Annotated in this window: 12 protein-coding genes; 7 read left to right on the top strand and 5 right to left on the bottom strand. The window is 66.6% G+C overall.

Going from position 1 to position 16,768, the window contains the following annotated elements; translation table 11 throughout:
• Positions 1 to 141 precede the first annotated feature (141 nt).
• Entirely contained in the window at positions 142 to 2,880 is a 2,739-nt protein-coding gene (locus CQ039_RS01325; protein ID WP_105562085.1) for a TonB-dependent receptor, read from the bottom strand.
• A 251-nt stretch (positions 2,881 to 3,131) separates the two neighbouring features.
• On the opposite strand from CQ039_RS01325, the gene CQ039_RS01320 reads away from it, so the two are divergent.
• The 6 genes from CQ039_RS01320 to CQ039_RS01295 all read left to right on the top strand — a co-directional run bounded on the left by CQ039_RS01320 (position 3,132) and on the right by CQ039_RS01295 (position 9,969).
• Complete coding sequence (locus CQ039_RS01320; RefSeq protein WP_199183528.1) at positions 3,132 to 3,872, top strand: GntR family transcriptional regulator; 741 nt, start codon at positions 3,132 to 3,134, stop codon at positions 3,870 to 3,872.
• Positions 3,872 to 4,903, top strand: a complete 1,032-nt coding sequence (locus CQ039_RS01315) for an SIS domain-containing protein (RefSeq protein WP_233190101.1) — start codon at positions 3,872 to 3,874, stop codon at positions 4,901 to 4,903. Before CQ039_RS01320 ends, CQ039_RS01315 begins: the two co-directional genes overlap by 1 nt.
• Positions 4,903 to 6,072: an N-acetylglucosamine-6-phosphate deacetylase gene (nagA, locus tag CQ039_RS01310; protein WP_105562083.1), complete on the top strand. Its 1,170-nt coding sequence runs from the start codon at positions 4,903 to 4,905 to the stop codon at positions 6,070 to 6,072. The genes CQ039_RS01315 and nagA overlap by 1 nt, the downstream gene beginning before the upstream one ends.
• A gap of 118 nt (positions 6,073 to 6,190) precedes the next feature.
• On the top strand, positions 6,191 to 7,429 hold the full coding sequence (locus tag CQ039_RS01305) for a parallel beta-helix domain-containing protein (protein WP_105562189.1): 1,239 nt from the start codon (positions 6,191 to 6,193) through the stop codon (positions 7,427 to 7,429).
• Between the two features lie 9 nt (positions 7,430 to 7,438).
• Positions 7,439 to 8,587: an SO2930 family diheme c-type cytochrome gene (locus tag CQ039_RS01300; RefSeq protein WP_105562082.1), complete on the top strand. Its 1,149-nt coding sequence runs from the start codon at positions 7,439 to 7,441 to the stop codon at positions 8,585 to 8,587.
• On the top strand, positions 8,578 to 9,969 hold the full coding sequence (locus CQ039_RS01295; protein ID WP_105562081.1) for an aldehyde dehydrogenase family protein: 1,392 nt from the start codon (positions 8,578 to 8,580) through the stop codon (positions 9,967 to 9,969). Before CQ039_RS01300 ends, CQ039_RS01295 begins: the two co-directional genes overlap by 10 nt.
• Positions 9,970 to 9,978: 9 nt before the next feature.
• Here CQ039_RS01295 and CQ039_RS01290 read toward each other — a convergent pair whose 3' ends face one another.
• Positions 9,979 to 10,641, bottom strand: coding sequence for a TetR/AcrR family transcriptional regulator (locus CQ039_RS01290; RefSeq protein ID WP_146112069.1), 663 nt, complete (start codon positions 10,639 to 10,641; stop codon positions 9,979 to 9,981).
• A 142-nt stretch (positions 10,642 to 10,783) separates the two neighbouring features.
• On the opposite strand from CQ039_RS01290, the gene CQ039_RS01285 reads away from it, so the two are divergent.
• The gene (locus CQ039_RS01285; protein ID WP_105562079.1) at positions 10,784 to 13,216 is read left to right on the top strand and encodes a TonB-dependent receptor; all 2,433 of its coding nucleotides are present in this window, start codon (positions 10,784 to 10,786) and stop codon (positions 13,214 to 13,216) included.
• 54 nt (positions 13,217 to 13,270) lie between these two features.
• Here CQ039_RS01285 and CQ039_RS01280 read toward each other — a convergent pair whose 3' ends face one another.
• Genes CQ039_RS01280 through CQ039_RS01270 form a run of 3 tightly spaced genes read right to left on the bottom strand, consistent with a single transcriptional unit; the run spans position 13,271 to position 16,740 of the window.
• On the bottom strand, positions 13,271 to 14,716 hold the full coding sequence (locus CQ039_RS01280) for an alginate export family protein (protein ID WP_158255967.1): 1,446 nt from the start codon (positions 14,714 to 14,716) through the stop codon (positions 13,271 to 13,273).
• 55 nt (positions 14,717 to 14,771) lie between these two features.
• Positions 14,772 to 15,401, bottom strand: coding sequence for a maleylacetoacetate isomerase (gene maiA / locus CQ039_RS01275; RefSeq protein WP_105562077.1), 630 nt, complete (start codon positions 15,399 to 15,401; stop codon positions 14,772 to 14,774).
• A 4-nt stretch (positions 15,402 to 15,405) separates the two neighbouring features.
• The gene (locus CQ039_RS01270; protein WP_105562076.1) at positions 15,406 to 16,740 is read right to left on the bottom strand and encodes an aromatic acid/H+ symport family MFS transporter; all 1,335 of its coding nucleotides are present in this window, start codon (positions 16,738 to 16,740) and stop codon (positions 15,406 to 15,408) included.
• Positions 16,741 to 16,768 lie beyond the last annotated feature (28 nt).

The raw sequence follows: 16,768 nt of genomic DNA, 5'->3' as shown, positions 1-16,768 counted from the left end.
CGAACCACCTGGGTCATACGCAGTCTCGCATCAAAAAAAGCGCGCGGGACGGTGACGCCCCGCGCCAGTCTGGCCTCAGGAGAGAGCCTTGGCGATAGGCGGAACGGGGGATGGCGAACGCCGTCCCCCGAACCCCGCGTCCTAGAACTCGACGCTGAGCGTCGCCATCAGCTTGCGGCCGGTGCGATAGACGCCGCGCGGCAGGCTGACCGTATTGGCGTAGGCGTAGTATTCGCTGTCGAGCAGGTTCTGCCCCGAAACCGTCAGGCTGACGCGTTCGTTGAAGGCATAGGCCGCCGTGGCGTCGAGGCCCGTGTAGGCGCGGACATACATGTTGTCGCCGCGATCCACGCCGGTGAAATACTTCGACCGCCAGGTGTAGGTCATGCGCGCCGAGAAGGCGCCGGCCTCGAAGAAGGGGCTGATGTTGACCTGATGCTTCGAGTTGAAGGGCAGGTCCTGACCATTGTCCGCGCTGCCGTCGACGTAAGTGTAGTTGGCCAGCAGGCCCAGGCCATAGGCGTAGTTCTGCTGATAGGCGAAGGTCGCGCCCTTCAGGTCGGCCGAACCCGCATTGGTCGGACGGCTGATCTGATAGGTGGTGACGGCGTTCTGGGCCTGGTTGAAATGTTCTTCCGGCGCAGTCTTCTGCAGGATGTAGTTGTCGATCTTCTTGTAGAAGATCTCGCCCGACAGAATGGCGTCAGGGGCGAAATACCATTCAGCCGCCGCGTTCAGGTTGGTCGACTTGTAGGGGTCCAGGTCCGGGTTGCCGCCGCCGCCGGTCAGGATCTGATCCGACAGCCAGAAGTAGTTGGACATGTCCGCATAGTTGGGTCGCGAAATGACCTTGGCCGCCGCCAGACGGATGATCAGGTCGTCAGAGGCGTTGATGGCGACGTTCAGGCTGGGCAGGAAATCGTCGTATTCCTTGCTCCGGACGCTCCATTCCCAATCCGCCGCCGTGACGCCGCAACCGGTCGCCGTCTGATTGACGCAGACATAGCCGCCGCTTTCCGACTCGGTGCGGACATAGCGCAGGCCGATGTTGCCGCGCACGCGGTCGTTCTCGAAGTCCGCCTGACCATAGAGGGCGTTGATCGTCTCCTGGACGTTCCAGTTCTGGGCCGTGAACTCGGCGTTGCCGAAGACGGTCGGAACCGGCTTGGCCTGCCAGGGGCGCAGATACTCGCCCGCCTCGATATAGTCGGCCAGCGCCTTCCCATCGATGCGGAAGCGGCCCTTCATCTGATCGTTCACGCCGTCGAAGCCGTCCAGATAATTGCCCGGCACGCGGCTGGGGCTGAACATGCCGGCGCTGTCCGGCGCGCCATAGATCTGAACCGTCACGCCCGACATCTTCTGGTCGGTCTCGTGCTTGCGATACTTGTAGCCGAACTGGAGGCGACTGAAGAAGCCGTCGCGGTCGAAGCCAAGGTCGGCCTGGGCGTAGGTTTCTTCGTCCATGGTCGGCTTGGAGACGATGTTGCCGCCCCAGCCCGCATTGTAGCCGGTCGGGCCGACGGACGGATCGCCCGCGCCCCAGCCGCCGTCGAACGAGAATTTCGAGGCGTCGTTCAGGACATTGCCGTTGGCGTAGGTCAGGACGCCGGGCGAACCCGGAGCGCCGGTGAAGTCGACGGTATAGTCGGCCCAGTTCAGGAACTCGCCGAACAGCTGGCGCTGGGTGCCGCCGTCAGCCTTGGTGTAGCCGATGTCGCCCGACAGGTCCCAGCCCTGGCCCGTGTACTTGCCGTCGAAGTGGTAGCTGTCCGAGGTCATGGCCGCCTCGCGGTACTGGATGTCCAGCACGCTCAGGGCGTTCTTGAAGGAGGCCTTGGTGATGACGCCGTCATCGACCTGCAGGTCGGTCAGGGCGCCCAGGCTGTTCCAGGTATTGCCCTGGAAGGCAAACAGGGCCTGGTTGATGTTGTCGTAGGTGGCGTCGATGCGCAGCCAGTCGAAGTTCAGGTCCAGGCTGTCGTTCGGACGCCACTGAGCAGCGACGGTGTAGCTGTTGCGCTCGCGGCCCTGCTCGAAGAAGTGGGTGCCGAAGGCGTTCAGCCCCTTGGCGTTCGGATTGGCCAGCAGGGTCGAAGCGCAGGTCCCGGCGCAGTTGCCATTGGCGATCGAGTTGCCGCCAGGGTTCTCGGCGTTGCCGCCGGCGTAATAGCTGGCCGGGATGGTGCCATAGGCCTCCATGCCGTCGCGACGCAGGTCGTCGGCGGCGCGCTGGGCCGAGACCAGGACGCCGAAGGTGCGATCCTCGTTGCGCCAGCCGCCCAGCACCGACAGCTGCGCATCGCCGCTCTCGGAACGGTCGTTGTAAAGATAGGTCACAGCGCCCGACAGGGTGTGGCGGCCCAGGTCCAGCGGACGGCGGGTCGAAACGTCGACCGTGCCGCCGATCGAGCCTTCATCGATGCGGGCTTCCGGCGATTTATAGACCTCGACCTTGCCGACGATCTGCGGAGCCAGCAGGGCGTAGTTGAAGGTCCGGCCCGGCTGATCGAGGATGAACCAGTCCGCCGAAGCGACCGTCTGGCCGTTAAGCAAGGTGCGGTTCAGCGCCGGGTCGGTGCCCAGGATCGAAACCTTTTCGCCCTGCCCGAAGGCGCGGTCCACCGTGACGCCAGGAATGATGGTGATGGCTTCGGCCACGTTCGAGCTGGGGAACTTGCCCACATCCTCGGCGGTGACGACGTCGATAATGGCGTTGGCGTTGCGCTTGGTCGTGATCGACTGCTGCAGCGACGCGCGGATGCCCGTGACGACGACTTCGTCGACCGTGGTGGTCGGCGCGTCCTGGGCGGCGGCGGCGCCGGCGACCAGCGCCAGGGCGCTGACTGAACCGGCAAGCAAGGCGTGACGGATACTCATGGCGCTGGATCTCCCCTCCAGAAGACCTGCCCCCGCAGGTCCGACATACCCAATTCAAGACCAATAAGGCCCGCCCCTCTTTCGACTAGATCGAGAGAACATGGGAATTGAAGGCAGAGTTTCACCAAAGCGTCGCATCCTGCAAGACCAAATTTCACATTGGGCCTAAACTTTCTTCATATTGGTCCTTGATTGGTTGCATGACATGAGTTCAGATGCGGTCGTTGGGATGCACTCTGGGGGAGGACGCCGTGCCGTTTCTTGAAGCCATAGGATCGCTGGACGCCCAGAGGCCCGCGCCCCTGTATCAGCAGTTGCAACAGGCCGTGCGCCAGGCCATCGAGCGCCGCACGCTGAAGCCCGACGACGCCCTGCCGCCCGAACGGGACCTGGCCAACGAGCTATCAGTATCGCGAATCACCATCCGCAAGGCCTTTGACGGCCTGGTGGCCGAGGGCCTGCTGACCCGCCGCCAGGGCGCGGGCACCTTCGTCGCCGCCCGCGTCGAAAAGAGCTTCTCCAAGCTGACCTCCTTTTCCGAGGACATGGCGGCGCGCGGACGCAAGGCCACCAGTTCCTGGCTGAGCCGCAGCGAGGGCACGGTGACGCCCGAAGAATCGCTGACGCTGGGTCTCAGCCCCGGCGCACCGGTCTATCGCTTCCATCGTATCCGCTATGCCGACGGCGCGCCGATGGCGCTGGAGTATTCGACAGTTCCGGCCTCCTGCCTGTCGGGCGTCGAGGCGGTGTCCACCTCGCTCTATCAAGCGTTGTCGGTCAGCGGACACAGGCCCAATCGCGCCCTGCAGCGCCTGCGCGCCGTCCTGTTCAATGCCGAACAATGCGAGCTTCTGGGCATCGCGCCCGGCGCGCCGGGCCTGCTGATCGAGCGCCGCGCCTTCCACAACGGCGAGCCGGTGGAAGTGACCCAGTCCTATTATCGCGGCGACGCCTATGACTTCGTCGCCGAACTGAACGACGGACCCGCCTGATGCGCGCCGAAGACACCATGATGTTCGCCGAAGCCGCCGCCTCAGGCCGCCTCGTCGCCGCCCAATTGGCCGCCAACGCCGGGGTCGTGGCCCAGGCCGCCAAGCGGCTGCGCATGAATCCGCCGACCGCCGCCCTGATCTGCGGTCGCGGCAGTTCCGACAACGCCGGCGTCTTCGCCCGCTATCTGATCGAGACCGAGGTCGGGGTGCTGACCAGCCCCATGCCCCTGGCCGTCAGTTCGGTCTATGGCCGCGCGCCGCATGTGCCGGACGGCCTGTGCCTGGCGGTGTCGCAGTCCGGCAAGAGCCCTGATCTGGTCGCCGCCGCGGCTGGGGCCCGCGCGGGCGGCGCCTTCGTCGTCGCCCTGGTCAATGTCGAGGATTCGCCGCTCAGCCAGGTCGCGGACCTGACCATTCCCCTGCGGGCCGGGCCGGAACTGTCGGTCGCCGCAACCAAAAGCTTTATCGCCAGCCTCAGCGCCATCGCCCACCTGACAGCGGAATGGAGCGGCGACGCCGACCTGTCCGCCGCCTTGAGCCGCCTGCCCGCCCTGCTGGACGCCGCCTGGGCTCAGGACTGGTCCGCCGCCCTGCCCGCCCTGACCCAGGCAAGCAGCCTTTATGTCGTCGGACGCGGCGTCGGCTTCGGCGTCGCCCGCGAGGCGGCGCTGAAGCTCAAGGAGACCTGCGGCCTGCACGCCGAGGCCTTCTCGACCGCCGAGGTCCGCCACGGGCCCATGGCCCTGGTCAAGACCGGCTTCCCGGTCCTTTTGCTGCCGCAGTCGGACGCGACGCGCGACGACGCCGAGGACCTGGCCGCCGACTTCGCTCGGCGCGGGGCTCAGGTCTTCTTCGCCGGAGCCACGACTGCGCCGGGCGTCACGGCCCTGCCGACGACGCCCAGCCATCCCTGGCTGGAACCGATCCTGCAAATCCAGAGCTTCTATCGTCTGGCCGCAACGCTTTCGACGGCGCGAGGCTTCGACCCCGACCGCCCGCCCTACCTCAACAAGGTGACCGAGACCGTTTGATGCCCACCCTGCTGCACAACGGGCGTGTTCTGGTCGATGACGCCTTTCACGACGATCTCGCCGTGGTCATGGACGACGGTCGCATCGCCGCGGTGGCCCCCACCCCGGTTCTGCGGGTCGCCTTTCCAGAGGCCGAGATCCGCGACCTGAACGGCGACCGCCTGGTTCCAGGCTACATCGACACCCAGGTCAACGGCGGCGGCGGCGTCCTGTTCAACGACGCGCCCACGATCGAGACCATCGCCCGCATCGGCGCCGCGCATCGGCGCTTCGGCACCACCGGCTTTCTGCCGACGCTGATCAGCGACGACCTGTCTGTGATCGACCGCGCCATCGACGCCGTCGAACAGGCCATGGCCGAGGGCGTGCCCGGCGTCCTGGGCATCCACATCGAAGGCCCCTTCCTCAACATCGCGCGCAAGGGCATCCACGACCCGGCCAAGTTCCGCACCCTGGACGACGAAGCCGTGCGGTTGCTGACGCGGATGAAGACCGGTCGCACGCTGATCACCCTGGCCCCGGAGATGACCACGCCAGACAGGATCGCGGCCCTGGTCGATGGCGGCGCCGTGGTCGCGGCGGGCCATACGGATGCGGACTACGCCACGATCCGCTCGGCGCTGGATGCGGGCGTGACCGGCTTCACCCACCTGTTCAACGCCATGTCGCCGCTGACTAGCCGCGAGCCCGGCGTGGTCGGCGCGGCGCTGGAGGACACCAGCGCCTGGGCCGGAATCATCGTCGACGGCCACCATGTCGATCCGGTGGTGCTGAAACTGGCCCTGCGTTGTCGACCAGCCGACCGCTTCATGCTGGTCACCGACGCCATGCCCAGCGTCAACGCCCCCCATCTCGGCGACGGGGACGAGCATTTCTATCTGCAGGGCCGCCGCATTTCGGTGAAGGACGGCGCCTGCCTGGACGAACGCGGCGTGCTGGCGGGATCAGATCTCGACATGGCCGCTGCCGTGCGTAACGCCCGCGACCTGCTGGGACTGGATCTGCCGACGGCCGTCATGATGGCCTCGGCGGCGCCGGCCGCCTTCCTGGGGTTGGAGCGCCAACGCGGCCGTATTGCGCCGGGCTATGCGGCCGACCTGCTGATCCTGAACGAAGACCTCGCCGTGGTCAAAAGCTGGATCGGCGGCGCCCTCGCCCACACGCCCTGACGCTGGACCCCGCCCCAGCCAAAAACAGAAACAGTTTCATTTTCGTCTTGCGGGAAGGCATGCCTTATGGAAACCTCGCGCCGGGATAGGGATGAACAGGGTTCTGGAGGGGGACATCATGAAGATGCGTACATGGCTGCCGGTCGCGATGGCGCTGGCGCTGGGGGCCTGCGGGTCGAAACCGGCCGACAAGGGCACCGACCTCTCCAGGGCGAACACCACCTATCAGAATGAGCTGATGGAGAAGCTGATCGACGCCAAGCCGGGCACGGTCATCGAGATCCCGGCCGGCGTCTTCACCATCGACACCAGCCTGACTCTGGCCGTCGACGGCGTCACCATTCGCGGTCAGGGCATGGACAAGACCATCCTGAACTTCCGCAATCAGGCGGCGGGCGCCCAAGGCCTGCTGGTCACGGCCAGCAACTTCACCATCGAGGACCTGGCGCTTGAGGACGCCAAGGGCGACGCGCTCAAGATCAATGAGGGCGAGAACATCATCGTCCGCCGCATCCGCACGGAGTGGACCCAGGGGCCGAAAACCGAAAACGGCGCCTACGGCATCTATCCGGTGCAGACGAAGAACGTCCTGATCGAGGACAGCGTGGCGATCGGCGCGTCCGACGCCGGCATCTATGTCGGTCAGTCCAAGAACGTCGTGGTTCGCCGCAACCGGGCCGAGTTCAACGTCGCCGGGATCGAGATCGAGAACTGCATCGACGCCGACGTCTATGAAAACCTGGCCACCAACAACACCGGCGGCATTCTGGTCTTCAACATGCCCCAGTTGCAGCAGGCGGGCTATCGGACGCGCGTCTATAATAACCGCGCCATCGCCAACAATACCCGCAACTTCGGCCATGCCGGCACCCCGGTCGCCAGCGTCCCGGCGGGCACGGGCGTGATCGTCAACTCCAATGATCAGGTCGAGATCTTCGACAACGAGATCGCCGACAACAAGACCGGCAACATCATCATCTCCAGCCTGTTTTCCGCCGGCTACTCCGACAGCGCCATGAGCGCCGACTTCGACCCCTATCCCGAAGCCATCCTGATCAAGGACAACCGCTTCAGCGGCGGCGGAAACGCACCCGACGGCATGGACCTGCAGGCGCTGCGCGTGGCCAAGTTCGGGCCGACCGGCCGCTTCCCCGACATCATCTGGGACGGCTACGTCAATCCCAAGCGCCTGGTGAACGGCCAGATGCCCGCCGCTCTGCGCATCTGCATCGACAACGGCGAGGCGGGCGTCCTGAACGTGGACGGGCCGAACAAGTACGCCAATCCCAACACCGACATGACGCCGCACAAATGCACCCTGCCGCGCCTGTCGGCCGTCGTCCTGCCGGGAGCCTGACGCGGCCTCATGACCCGGTTTCGCCTGCTTACCCTTTGCCTGGCGCTGGTCGCCGGAGCGGCGGCCTGCACCCGGCCGTCGGCGCCGTCCCAGCCGCTGGTCGATCCGACCTACTTCGCCACCGAAAACCCGAAGTCCCTGCGGGACTGGGGCATGGTCCAGGTGTCCGGCGACGCCCTGGTCCTGGGCCAGCGTGTGACGCCCTATGATCTGACCACGCCGCTGTTCACCGACCATGCGCAAAAGCTGCGGACCCTCTGGATGCCGTCGGGCGCGGCGGCGGACTACAAGGCGGGCGACGACGCCCTGTCCTTTCCGGTCGGGACGGTCATCACCAAGACCTTCTTCTACCAGACCGGGCGCGGCGGGCGGGTGCTGCAACAGGCCGATCAGGCCGTGATCCACGAGGGCGAAGGCCTGAACCTGAAGCAGGTCCGCATGGTCGAGACCCGGCTTCTGATCCACCGGCCCGAGGGCTGGGCGGCCCTTACCTATCTGTGGAACGAAGCCCAGACCGAGGCGGTCCTGCACCGGGTCGGCGCGGTGGTCCCGCTGACGCTGGCGCGCGAGGACGGCACAGATCAGGCCTTCTCCTACATCGTGCCCAACGTCACCCAGTGTTCCGCCTGTCACGCAACCAATGTCGCCACGCGGGTCATCCAGCCCATCGGCCCCAAGCCCCGCCTGCTCAATCGCGACTTCGCCTATGCGAGCGGGCCGGAGAACCAACTGACTCACCTCACCGCCAAGGGCTACCTGCGCGGCCTCGATGATCCCAAGGACGCCCCGGCGGCGGTTGCATGGACCGACGCGAGCACCCCCCTGGAAGCGCGGGCGCAAGCCTATCTCGACATCAACTGCGGCCATTGTCACAACCCCGAAGGGCCGGCCGACACCTCGGGCCTCTATCTGAATGCCCCCACGCCGGTTTCGCGCGCTTCTGGCGTCTGCAAACTGCCGGTCGCGGCCGGCGCCGGCACCGGCAATCTGCGCTTCGACATCGTGCCGGGGGACGCCAAGGCGTCGATCATTCCCTATCGCATGGCCTCGACCAATCCCGCCGTGATGATGCCCGAGATCGGCCGTTCGACCGCCCATGCCGAGGGCGTGGCCCTCATCCGCTTCTGGATCGATTCAATGGAGGGATCATGTCGGTAGAGACGCCCCCTGCTCCCGATATCGCTGCGGTCGTCCAGTCCCTGCGCGCCGCCTTCGACAGCGGCGTGACGCGCGATCTGGCCTGGCGCCGGGGCCAGCTTGCCGCGCTTGAACGGATGATGCTCGAAAACGAGGCCGAGATCGCCGAGGCCCTGAAGGCCGATCTGGGCAAGCCGTTCGGCGAGGCCTGCACGGCCGAGATCGATTTCGTCCGCAAGGAAGCGTCTTACGCGCGCAAGCACCTCCGCCGCTGGGCTCAACCGCAACGGGCCGCGTCGCCGCTCGCCATCCAGCCCGGCCAGAGCGTCATCGAGGCCTCGCCCTATGGCGTGACCCTGATCATCGGAGCGTGGAACTATCCCTTCCAGCTGGTTCTGGGGCCTCTGGTCGGAGCCATCGCGGCAGGCAACTGCGCCGTCGTCAAACCTTCGGAAATGGCGGCTCGGTCCTCGGCCCTGCTGAAGCAACTGGTCGAGCGCTACCTGGACCCGCGCGCCTTCACAGTCGTCGAGGGTGATGCGGACGTCTCCACCGCCCTGCTGGCCCAGAGGTTCGACCTGATCTTCTACACCGGCGGCGAAGGCGTGGGCCGGGTCGTCATGGCGGCGGCGGCCCAGCATCTGACCCCAGTCGTGCTCGAACTCGGCGGCCAGAACCCCTGCATCGTCGATGAAACGGCCGATCTGGCGGTGGCGGCCAGGCGCATCGTCTGGGGCCGCTTCCTCAACGCCGGCCAGATCTGCGTGGCGCCCGATCACGTCTATGTCGCCGCCTCGGTCGAGGCCCGGCTGCTCGAGGAGTTGAAAGCGGCGGTGGCGACCATGTTCGGACCCGATCCGAAGCAGAGCCCGGACTACGGACGCATCATCAACGCCCGCCACACCGCGCGCCTGCAGGCCCTGCTGGCCGACGGCCGCGCCGTCACGGGCGGCCAAGCCGATGTCGATGACTGCTACGTCGCCCCCACCATCCTGACCGAGGTTGCGGCCGATGCCCCGATCTTGGCCGGAGAGATCTTCGGGCCCATCCTGCCGGTCATTCCCTATATGACGCTGGATGCGCCGCTGGCGGCCATCAACGCCCGATCGCCAGCCCTGGCCCTCTACGCCTTCACCAAGAACAAGGCGACCGCCGACCGGATCATCGCCTCGACGCGCTCCGGCTCGGCCACGATCAACGACGTCGTGGTCTTTATGGCCAATCCCAACCTGCCGTTCGGCGGCGTCGGGGCCAGCGGCATGGGGGCCTATCACGGCCGCTTCAGTTTCGAGGCTTTCAGCCACCGGCGCGCCGTGCTGAGGCGCAGCTTCGCCCTGGACGCCAGCGTCCGCTATCCGCCCTTCACCAAGGGCAAGCTGGCGCTGTTGCGACGCATGGCCTGAGACCGCGCCTCAGGCTGGGTCTTCCAAGTAGAGCGAGAGATAACGCTCCAGCGCCAGCGTGGCCTCTGCAAACAGGCTGTCGGTCCATTCCGACTGGGCCTCGCCGCTGGTCAGAGTCTCGAACGAGGTGAAGATTTCGGTGGCCATGCGCGCAACCGCCAGGGGCGCGCTGCCGTGGAAGCCGTCCAGCCCCTGCTCCCAGCGCGCCGCCAGATAGGCCGCGATCTGCGCATTGGCGTCTTCCTTGACGATCCTCAGCTCACGGGTCGTCAGCATCAGATGGAACAGCGGCCGATAGGCCGGGTCCTCGTTCAGCGTCCGACGCAGGACCAGCATCACCTCCAGATGACGCTCGCGCCACGAGGTGAACCGCGGGTTCTCCAGAATCTCGGCGATGCGGCCGTGGATCTGCGACACCAGGGTCTCGAACAGCTCCTTGTAGATGGCGAAGACGTTCGGGAAATAGCGATAGATCGAACTGACCGGCACATCGGCTTCGGCGGCGATGCTGCTGGTGGTGATGGTGTCGACGGAGGTGGTGGCCAGAAGGCGTTCGGTCGCCGCCAGAACACTGTCGATCCGGTCGCGCGCACGTTGCTGCATCGGCGCCGTGCGCCGTTCCAAAGTCCTGGCCAGCGTAGTGGTGGTCTCTTGCGGCGTGCGCGGGGCCACTGGGTCGTCCTCTCATCGGGTTCCATAGGCCGTCTAACACGACCTGACGCCCCTGCAAGGGCGCATAGGCGCACAGCCCCTTGTCAAACGGAATATTATTCTGTTTCGTATGTCGAGGGAACAGGGGTTTGGGAGGGCCGCTATGACCAAGATGGAATTCCGCCGCAGGGCGATGCTGGCTGCCGGCGTGGCCGCTGCCGCGCTGGCTGCACCGGGGCTGACCTGGGCGCAGGAAGCGACGGCGCAGGCGGCGACGTCCCTGGACGACGTCATCGTCACCGCCCAGAGGCGCGAACAAAGCCTGCAAGAGGTGCCGATCACGGTCAACGTGGTCACCGCCGCCACGCTGGAATCGCTGGCGGCGGACGACATGGGCGACATCGCCGCCTTCGTGCCCGGCCTGTCGGTCTCGAACACCAGCCCGACCCAGGCCCGCTATAGCATCCGCGGCGTCGCGACCTCGGACTTCGGCGTCGGCACCGACCCGGCGGTCGGCGTCTATGTCGACGGCGTCTATGCGGCCCGCTCGGGCGCGGCCCTGCTGGCCTTCAGCGATGTGGCGCGCATCGAGGTGCTGAAAGGGCCGCAAGGCACCCTGTTCGGCCGCAACAGCGCCGCGGGCGCCGTCTCCATCACGACCAACAAGCCCAGCGACGAGTTCGAGGCGCGCCTGGGCGTCCGGCTCGGCGAATATGACAAACGCCGCTTCGAAGGTCTGATCAACGTCCCGATCAACGACGCCATGGCCCTGAGGGTCAACGCCCTGTCGAACCGTCGCGATGGCTGGCTGACCGACGCCGCCACAGGCGAGGATTATGATCGCGAGGACAACTGGGCGGCCCGCGCGGCCCTGCGCTGGGACGTCACGCCTCGGACCCAGGCGATTTTGAGCTGGAGCCATGACGAGATCGACCAGGACGCCCGCCCGGCGATCGGCGTCGCGCCCCTCCCGACGGCTCCGGGCCTGCCGGCCTTCCCGCCCGATCCTGCCGACTACACCAACCCGTTCGACCAGCGCGTCCTCAACGACGTCATCGACAACCATGAGACCCGCCGCCTGGACGAGGGCGTGCTGACCATCACCCACGCCTTCGGCGACATCGACTTCACCTCCCTGACCTCGGTCCGGCAGTTCACCACCGAGAACCGAGAGGACGAGGACGGCACCAACCGCCCGGACCTGTATTTCGACACCAACAACCGGGAAGAGAACCGCTCCTGGTATCAGGAACTCCGTCTCGCCGGCGAAACCGGCGCCTTCAACTGGATCGTCGGCGCCAGCTATTATTCGGAACACGCCGAACAGCGCAGCGACACCTACGCCACCACCGACACCATCAACACCATCCTGACCAATGCGGCCGGCGCGCCGCTGTTCTCGCTGGCCGACATGATCCTGGGCATGGCCGGCATTCCCGCCAGCACCTTGGGCCATAGCTGGCAGGAGGACATGATCAACGAGGGCGACTTCGACGCGACCGCCCTCTTCGCCGACGTGATCTGGGCCGCCAGCGACCGCCTGAACCTGACGTTCGGCCTGCGCTATACGCGTGACAAGAAGTCGTTCCAGTGGCTGAACGGTCGCCGCATCGCCCCCGATCTGGACGCCGTGCTCAATGATCCGATGGTCAACTTCGTGCTCAGCGACAACATGGGTCCGGCCCTCGGCTATCTGCACGCGGACTATGTTTTCGACCTGTCCGGCCTGGCCGGCGTGCCGTGCGAGAACGGCGTGACGGTTCAGGAAGGCGTGACCTGCAAGCTGTCGGATACGTGGACGGACCTGAGCCCGCGCTTCGTCGCTGACTATCACCTGACCGACGACGCGATGATCTTCTTCTCCTACGCCAAGGGCTACAAGGCCGGGGGCTTCAACAGCGTCGAGGTCGCCTCGCGCTTTGACAACGAAGACGTTCAGAACTTCGAGATCGGCCTGAAGAGCGACATCGGCGCCAACGCCCGCCTCAACCTCTCAGCCTTCCAGTATGACTATGACGGCAAGCAGTCGATCCGCCTGGTCGTCCCGGCGGGGTCCAGCGTGCCGCAATATCTGATCGAGACCAGCGACGACACGGCCTGGGGCGTCGACATGCAACTGGATTGGGAGCCGGTCGAAGGCCTGAACCTGTTCGCCAACGCCCAATACATCGACGCCACCTACAACCGGAAAATGACCGACGACGGGGACCTGGCCGGACAGCCCACGGGCGAGCCCCTGTGGTCGGCGTCGGCGGGCGCCGCCTATCGCCATGACATGGGCGCAGCGGGTTCGCTCGACATGCAGGTGATCCACGCCTATCGCGGCGAAGGTCGGTGCAACACGACCTCAACGGGCCAGGGTTCGTGCCTGAAGACCCCCTGGTTCGACCCGTCAGAGGCCCAGAACCGCACGGACGTACGCCTCTACTGGCGCAACGCCAGCGCGCGCTATCAGGTCGGCGTCTACGTCAACAACCTGTTCGACAACCAGTATGTGACCGGGGTCAACAACATCACCGCCACGACGCTGGGCACGCCCTTCGTCGGCCTGACCGAACCGCGGATGTGGGGCGTGGACCTGACCTACACCTACTGACCAAACCTCGCCTGGGACTGCGTCGGACGGCGCAGTCCCAGACAGCGATCAGGGTCAGAACCTGAAGGTCAGGAAGGTCCCGAGGTAGGACAGGTCCTCGGCCGTGCCAGTCTCCTTCAGGAAGTCGCCGGCCTTGGTGTAGTTGGCCACGCCCATCAGCGAGACATGGGGCGTCAGGGCGTAGCGGGCGAAGACGCCGGTGCGCCAGCCAACGTAGGACGACTGCCCCTCATTGGCGCCGCGCAGGACCATGCCGGACAGGGCATAGAGGCCATCATCCTTGCTCTGACGCCACAGGCCGGCGGTGTTGGCGCCCAGGGTCAGCTTGGGCGTCGGGCGCACCGTCACCTCGGGTTGCAGCAGCACCATGTTGGCGAAGCCCAGATCGGTGCGCAGGGCCGCCGGTTGCGGGAACAGGGGGTTGAAACTGTTCAACTTGCAGTCGTTCGGGTCCTTGTCGCCGGAGCCGACGTCCAGACGCACGGCCACGCGCGGCGACCACTTCACGCTTGAGAAGGTGCGGCCGCCGACGGCGGAGAAGAACCAGGCGTCAATGTCGAGGTCGCGGAACGAGCCCCACTGCTTCACCGCCTCGACCTCATAGTCCCAGGGCGCGACCTTGCCCGACAGGCGCACCGACAGGGTGTCGCGATCGTCGCGGCCCGCTACCTGACCATCGAACGGCGTCACGAGCCGGTCGGTGTTGGCGTAGAGCAGCTCCAGCTTGGGCGCCGTCGCCCCCTGCCCCAGGGTCTTCGCGGCCGTCGCGCCATAGAGGCGATAGTCGAAGTTGGTGGCGTCATCCCACGAGGCCTTGCCTTCGCGCAGGGCATAGCCGGCGAAGGCGCCGCCGCTCCAGCCGGTCGGGCTGTCATACATGACCCGGACCATGTCCAGGGCCACGCGGGCATTGGCGCCCTCGCGCATATCGAACAGGCGGAAGCCGCCCTGGCCGAACTCCTGACGGCCGGCGCGGACGCGCAACGTGCCCGCGCCCAGACCGGTCTTGGCCTCAAGGAAGGCCTGATGCAGGTCGGTGCGGCTTTCCTCGATCACCGGCTCGCCGCTGGCCAGGCCCGAGGTGCGGGCGTCCTGAACGTCGACGAAGGCGCGCAGAGACGAGCCCAGGTTCAATTCGCCCCACAGGCGGGCGCGGGTCTGGAAGTCGCCGCCGGTGTCCTGAGGACCGCGACCGAAGCGTTCGTTGTCGCGGTGCTCGGCGCGGAAGCGCAGTTCGCCGCCGAAGCTGGCCCAGACCGGGCTGCCCTCGCCGCCGACCGGGACATATTTAAACTTCGACCAGGTCGAGGTACGCTTGGCCGGGTCGGCCAGATAGGCATAGCTCTCGTCGTGGTTGATCAGCTTGAACGGCGGCGGCGCGGCCGGAGCAGGCGCGGCGGCCAGACCGGCGGCGGGCGCGGTCTGGATCGGCGCCTCGGCGTCGGCGGGCATGGGGGCGTGCGAAAGCAATGCGGCGGCGGCCGCAGCAGCGATAGTCATGGATTTCCTCCGGGAAAGGGCGCGGTTGGCTCCGCGCTCGGTTCGATTGGGGTGATTATTCGGCGTCGGGCTGTTTGCCCGGCACCGCATTCTGGAAGGCAGGCAGTTCGAGGCAGGCGGCCTCAAGCGCCAACAGGCGCGGCCAGCGCAGCTCGACGCCAAAGCGGCGGGCGTTGCCCAGTTGCGGCACGATGCACAGGTCGGCCAAAGTCGGGGCGTCGCCGAAGGCGAAGGGACCCGGCTGGTCGGCCAGCAGCTTGTCGACCGCGTCGAGGCCTTCCTCGATGACGGCAGCGGCCCAGGCCTGAACCACTTCTTCGCCCAGACCGAGGTCGCGCAGGCGTTGCAGCACCTTGAGGTTCTGCACCGGGTGGATGTCGCAGGCGATGGCCTGAGCCACGGCCCGGACCTTTGCCTTCTGCACCGGATCGGCCGGCAGCAGCGACGGCTCGGGCGAGGTCTCGTCGAGGTATTCGATGATGGCCAGCGACTGCGTCAGGACCGCCCCGTCGTCGGTGACGAAGGACGGCAGCAGGCCCTGCGGATTGAGCGCCAGATAGGCGGGCGAGCGCTGCTCGCCCTTGCGCAGGTGGTGGATGACCTGCACGGCCTCCAGTCCCTTGAGGCCCAGGGCGATACGCACCCGCCAGGAGGCCGTGGAGCGGAAATAGCCGTGCAGGATCATGGGGTCAGACTCCGGCGCGACGGCGCACGCCGCCGAGGGTGAAGACCGCGATCGAGGCGATCACGGCGGGGATGACGGCCAGCAGGATCAGGTTCTGCGGGCTCCAGCCGGCGGCCAGCAGCACACCGCCGACCAGGGGACCGACGATGGCGCCGATGCGGCCGACGCCCAGGGCCCAGCCCACGCCCGTGGCGCGGATAGCGGTCGGATAGACCGCCGCCGTCAGGGCGTTACAGCCGATTTGGGCGCCGACGACGCCGAAGCCGGACAGGGCCGCGCCGAGCAGCAGAACCGTCAGATTGGCGCCGCCAAAGGCCAGCAGGGCGATGAAGGCGGCCGAGGCGGCATAGGCCGAACCCAGGACGATGTAGGGGCTGATCTTGTCGATCATCCGCCCCAGGACGATGGCGCCGACGACGCCGCCGAGGTTCAAGGTGGCGGTGGACAGGATGGCCAGGCTGAGCGGCAGACCGGCGCCCTTCAGCAGGGTCGGCAGCCAGTTCACCAGGAAGTACATGACCAGCAGGTTCATGAAGAAGGCGACCCAGAGCAGCAGGGTCACCGGCGTGCGGCCTTCACGGAACAGCTGGAAGACCGAAAAGCCCTTGGCCGCCGAGGTCTGCTCGTGCTTCAGGCCGGCGATGAAGTCGCTGACCGAGGCGTCGGCGTCGATCTTCTTCACGATGGGGGCGATCTTGTGCTCCGGCGCGCCCTTGGCGACCATGAAGCGCACCGATTCCGGCAGCATGAAATAGAGCACCGGCAGCAGCAGCAGCGGCAGGACGCCGCCGACGACGAAGACCGAGTGCCAGTCCCAGGTGGCGATCAGCCAGGTCGAAACCAGGCCGCCGATGGTCGAGCCCAGCGGGAAGCCGCAGAACATGACCGTCACCAGGGTCGCGCGCAGGCGGGCCGGGCCGTATTCGCTGGTCAGGGCGATGATGTTAGGCATGGCGGCGCCCAGGCCGACCCCGGTGATGAAACGATAGATCAGCAGTTCGTTCATCGAGGTCGAGAAGGCCGTCAGCAGGGCGAACAGGCCGAAGATGAAGGTCGAGATCAGGATGATGGTCTTGCGACCGAACTTGTCCGCCGCCGGGCTCAGGGTGAAGGCGCCGACCGTCAGGCCCAGAAGGCCGATGGCGAAGATCGGGCCGAACGCCGACGGGGCCAGACCCCAGTCCTCGGCGATCTTGGGCGCGACGAAGGCGATCGACTGGGTGTCGAAGCCGTCGAGCATGGCGATGATGAAGCACAGCGCCGTGACGCCGAACTGTAGCGGGCCGAATTTGGCCCGGTCGATGACGGCGTTTCCGCCCCCCTCACCCATGGCTGCCATATGTGTCGTCCTCCTGGGAGGGCGCGTC

It is taken from the genome of Brevundimonas sp. MYb52, assembly GCF_002979535.1.
Taxonomy (GTDB): Bacteria; Pseudomonadota; Alphaproteobacteria; order Caulobacterales; family Caulobacteraceae; genus Brevundimonas.
This window is presented reverse-complemented; position numbering and strand designations above follow the sequence as displayed.

Coding starts and splice junctions, on each gene's coding strand:
- CQ039_RS01270 (WP_105562076.1), bottom strand. CDS start 16,740: ATGGCAGCCATGGGTGAGGGGGGCGGAAACGCCGTCATCGACCGGGCC.
- CQ039_RS01280 (WP_158255967.1), bottom strand. CDS start 14,716: ATGACTATCGCTGCTGCGGCCGCCGCCGCATTGCTTTCGCACGCCCCC.
- CQ039_RS01295 (WP_105562081.1), top strand. CDS start 8,578: ATGTCGGTAGAGACGCCCCCTGCTCCCGATATCGCTGCGGTCGTCCAG.
- CQ039_RS01285 (WP_105562079.1), top strand. CDS start 10,784: ATGACCAAGATGGAATTCCGCCGCAGGGCGATGCTGGCTGCCGGCGTG.
- CQ039_RS01305 (WP_105562189.1), top strand. CDS start 6,191: ATGAAGATGCGTACATGGCTGCCGGTCGCGATGGCGCTGGCGCTGGGG.
- nagA (WP_105562083.1), top strand. CDS start 4,903: ATGCCCACCCTGCTGCACAACGGGCGTGTTCTGGTCGATGACGCCTTT.
- maiA (WP_105562077.1), bottom strand. CDS start 15,401: ATGATCCTGCACGGCTATTTCCGCTCCACGGCCTCCTGGCGGGTGCGT.
- CQ039_RS01325 (WP_105562085.1), bottom strand. CDS start 2,880: ATGAGTATCCGTCACGCCTTGCTTGCCGGTTCAGTCAGCGCCCTGGCG.
- CQ039_RS01300 (WP_105562082.1), top strand. CDS start 7,439: ATGACCCGGTTTCGCCTGCTTACCCTTTGCCTGGCGCTGGTCGCCGGA.
- CQ039_RS01315 (WP_233190101.1), top strand. CDS start 3,872: ATGCGCGCCGAAGACACCATGATGTTCGCCGAAGCCGCCGCCTCAGGC.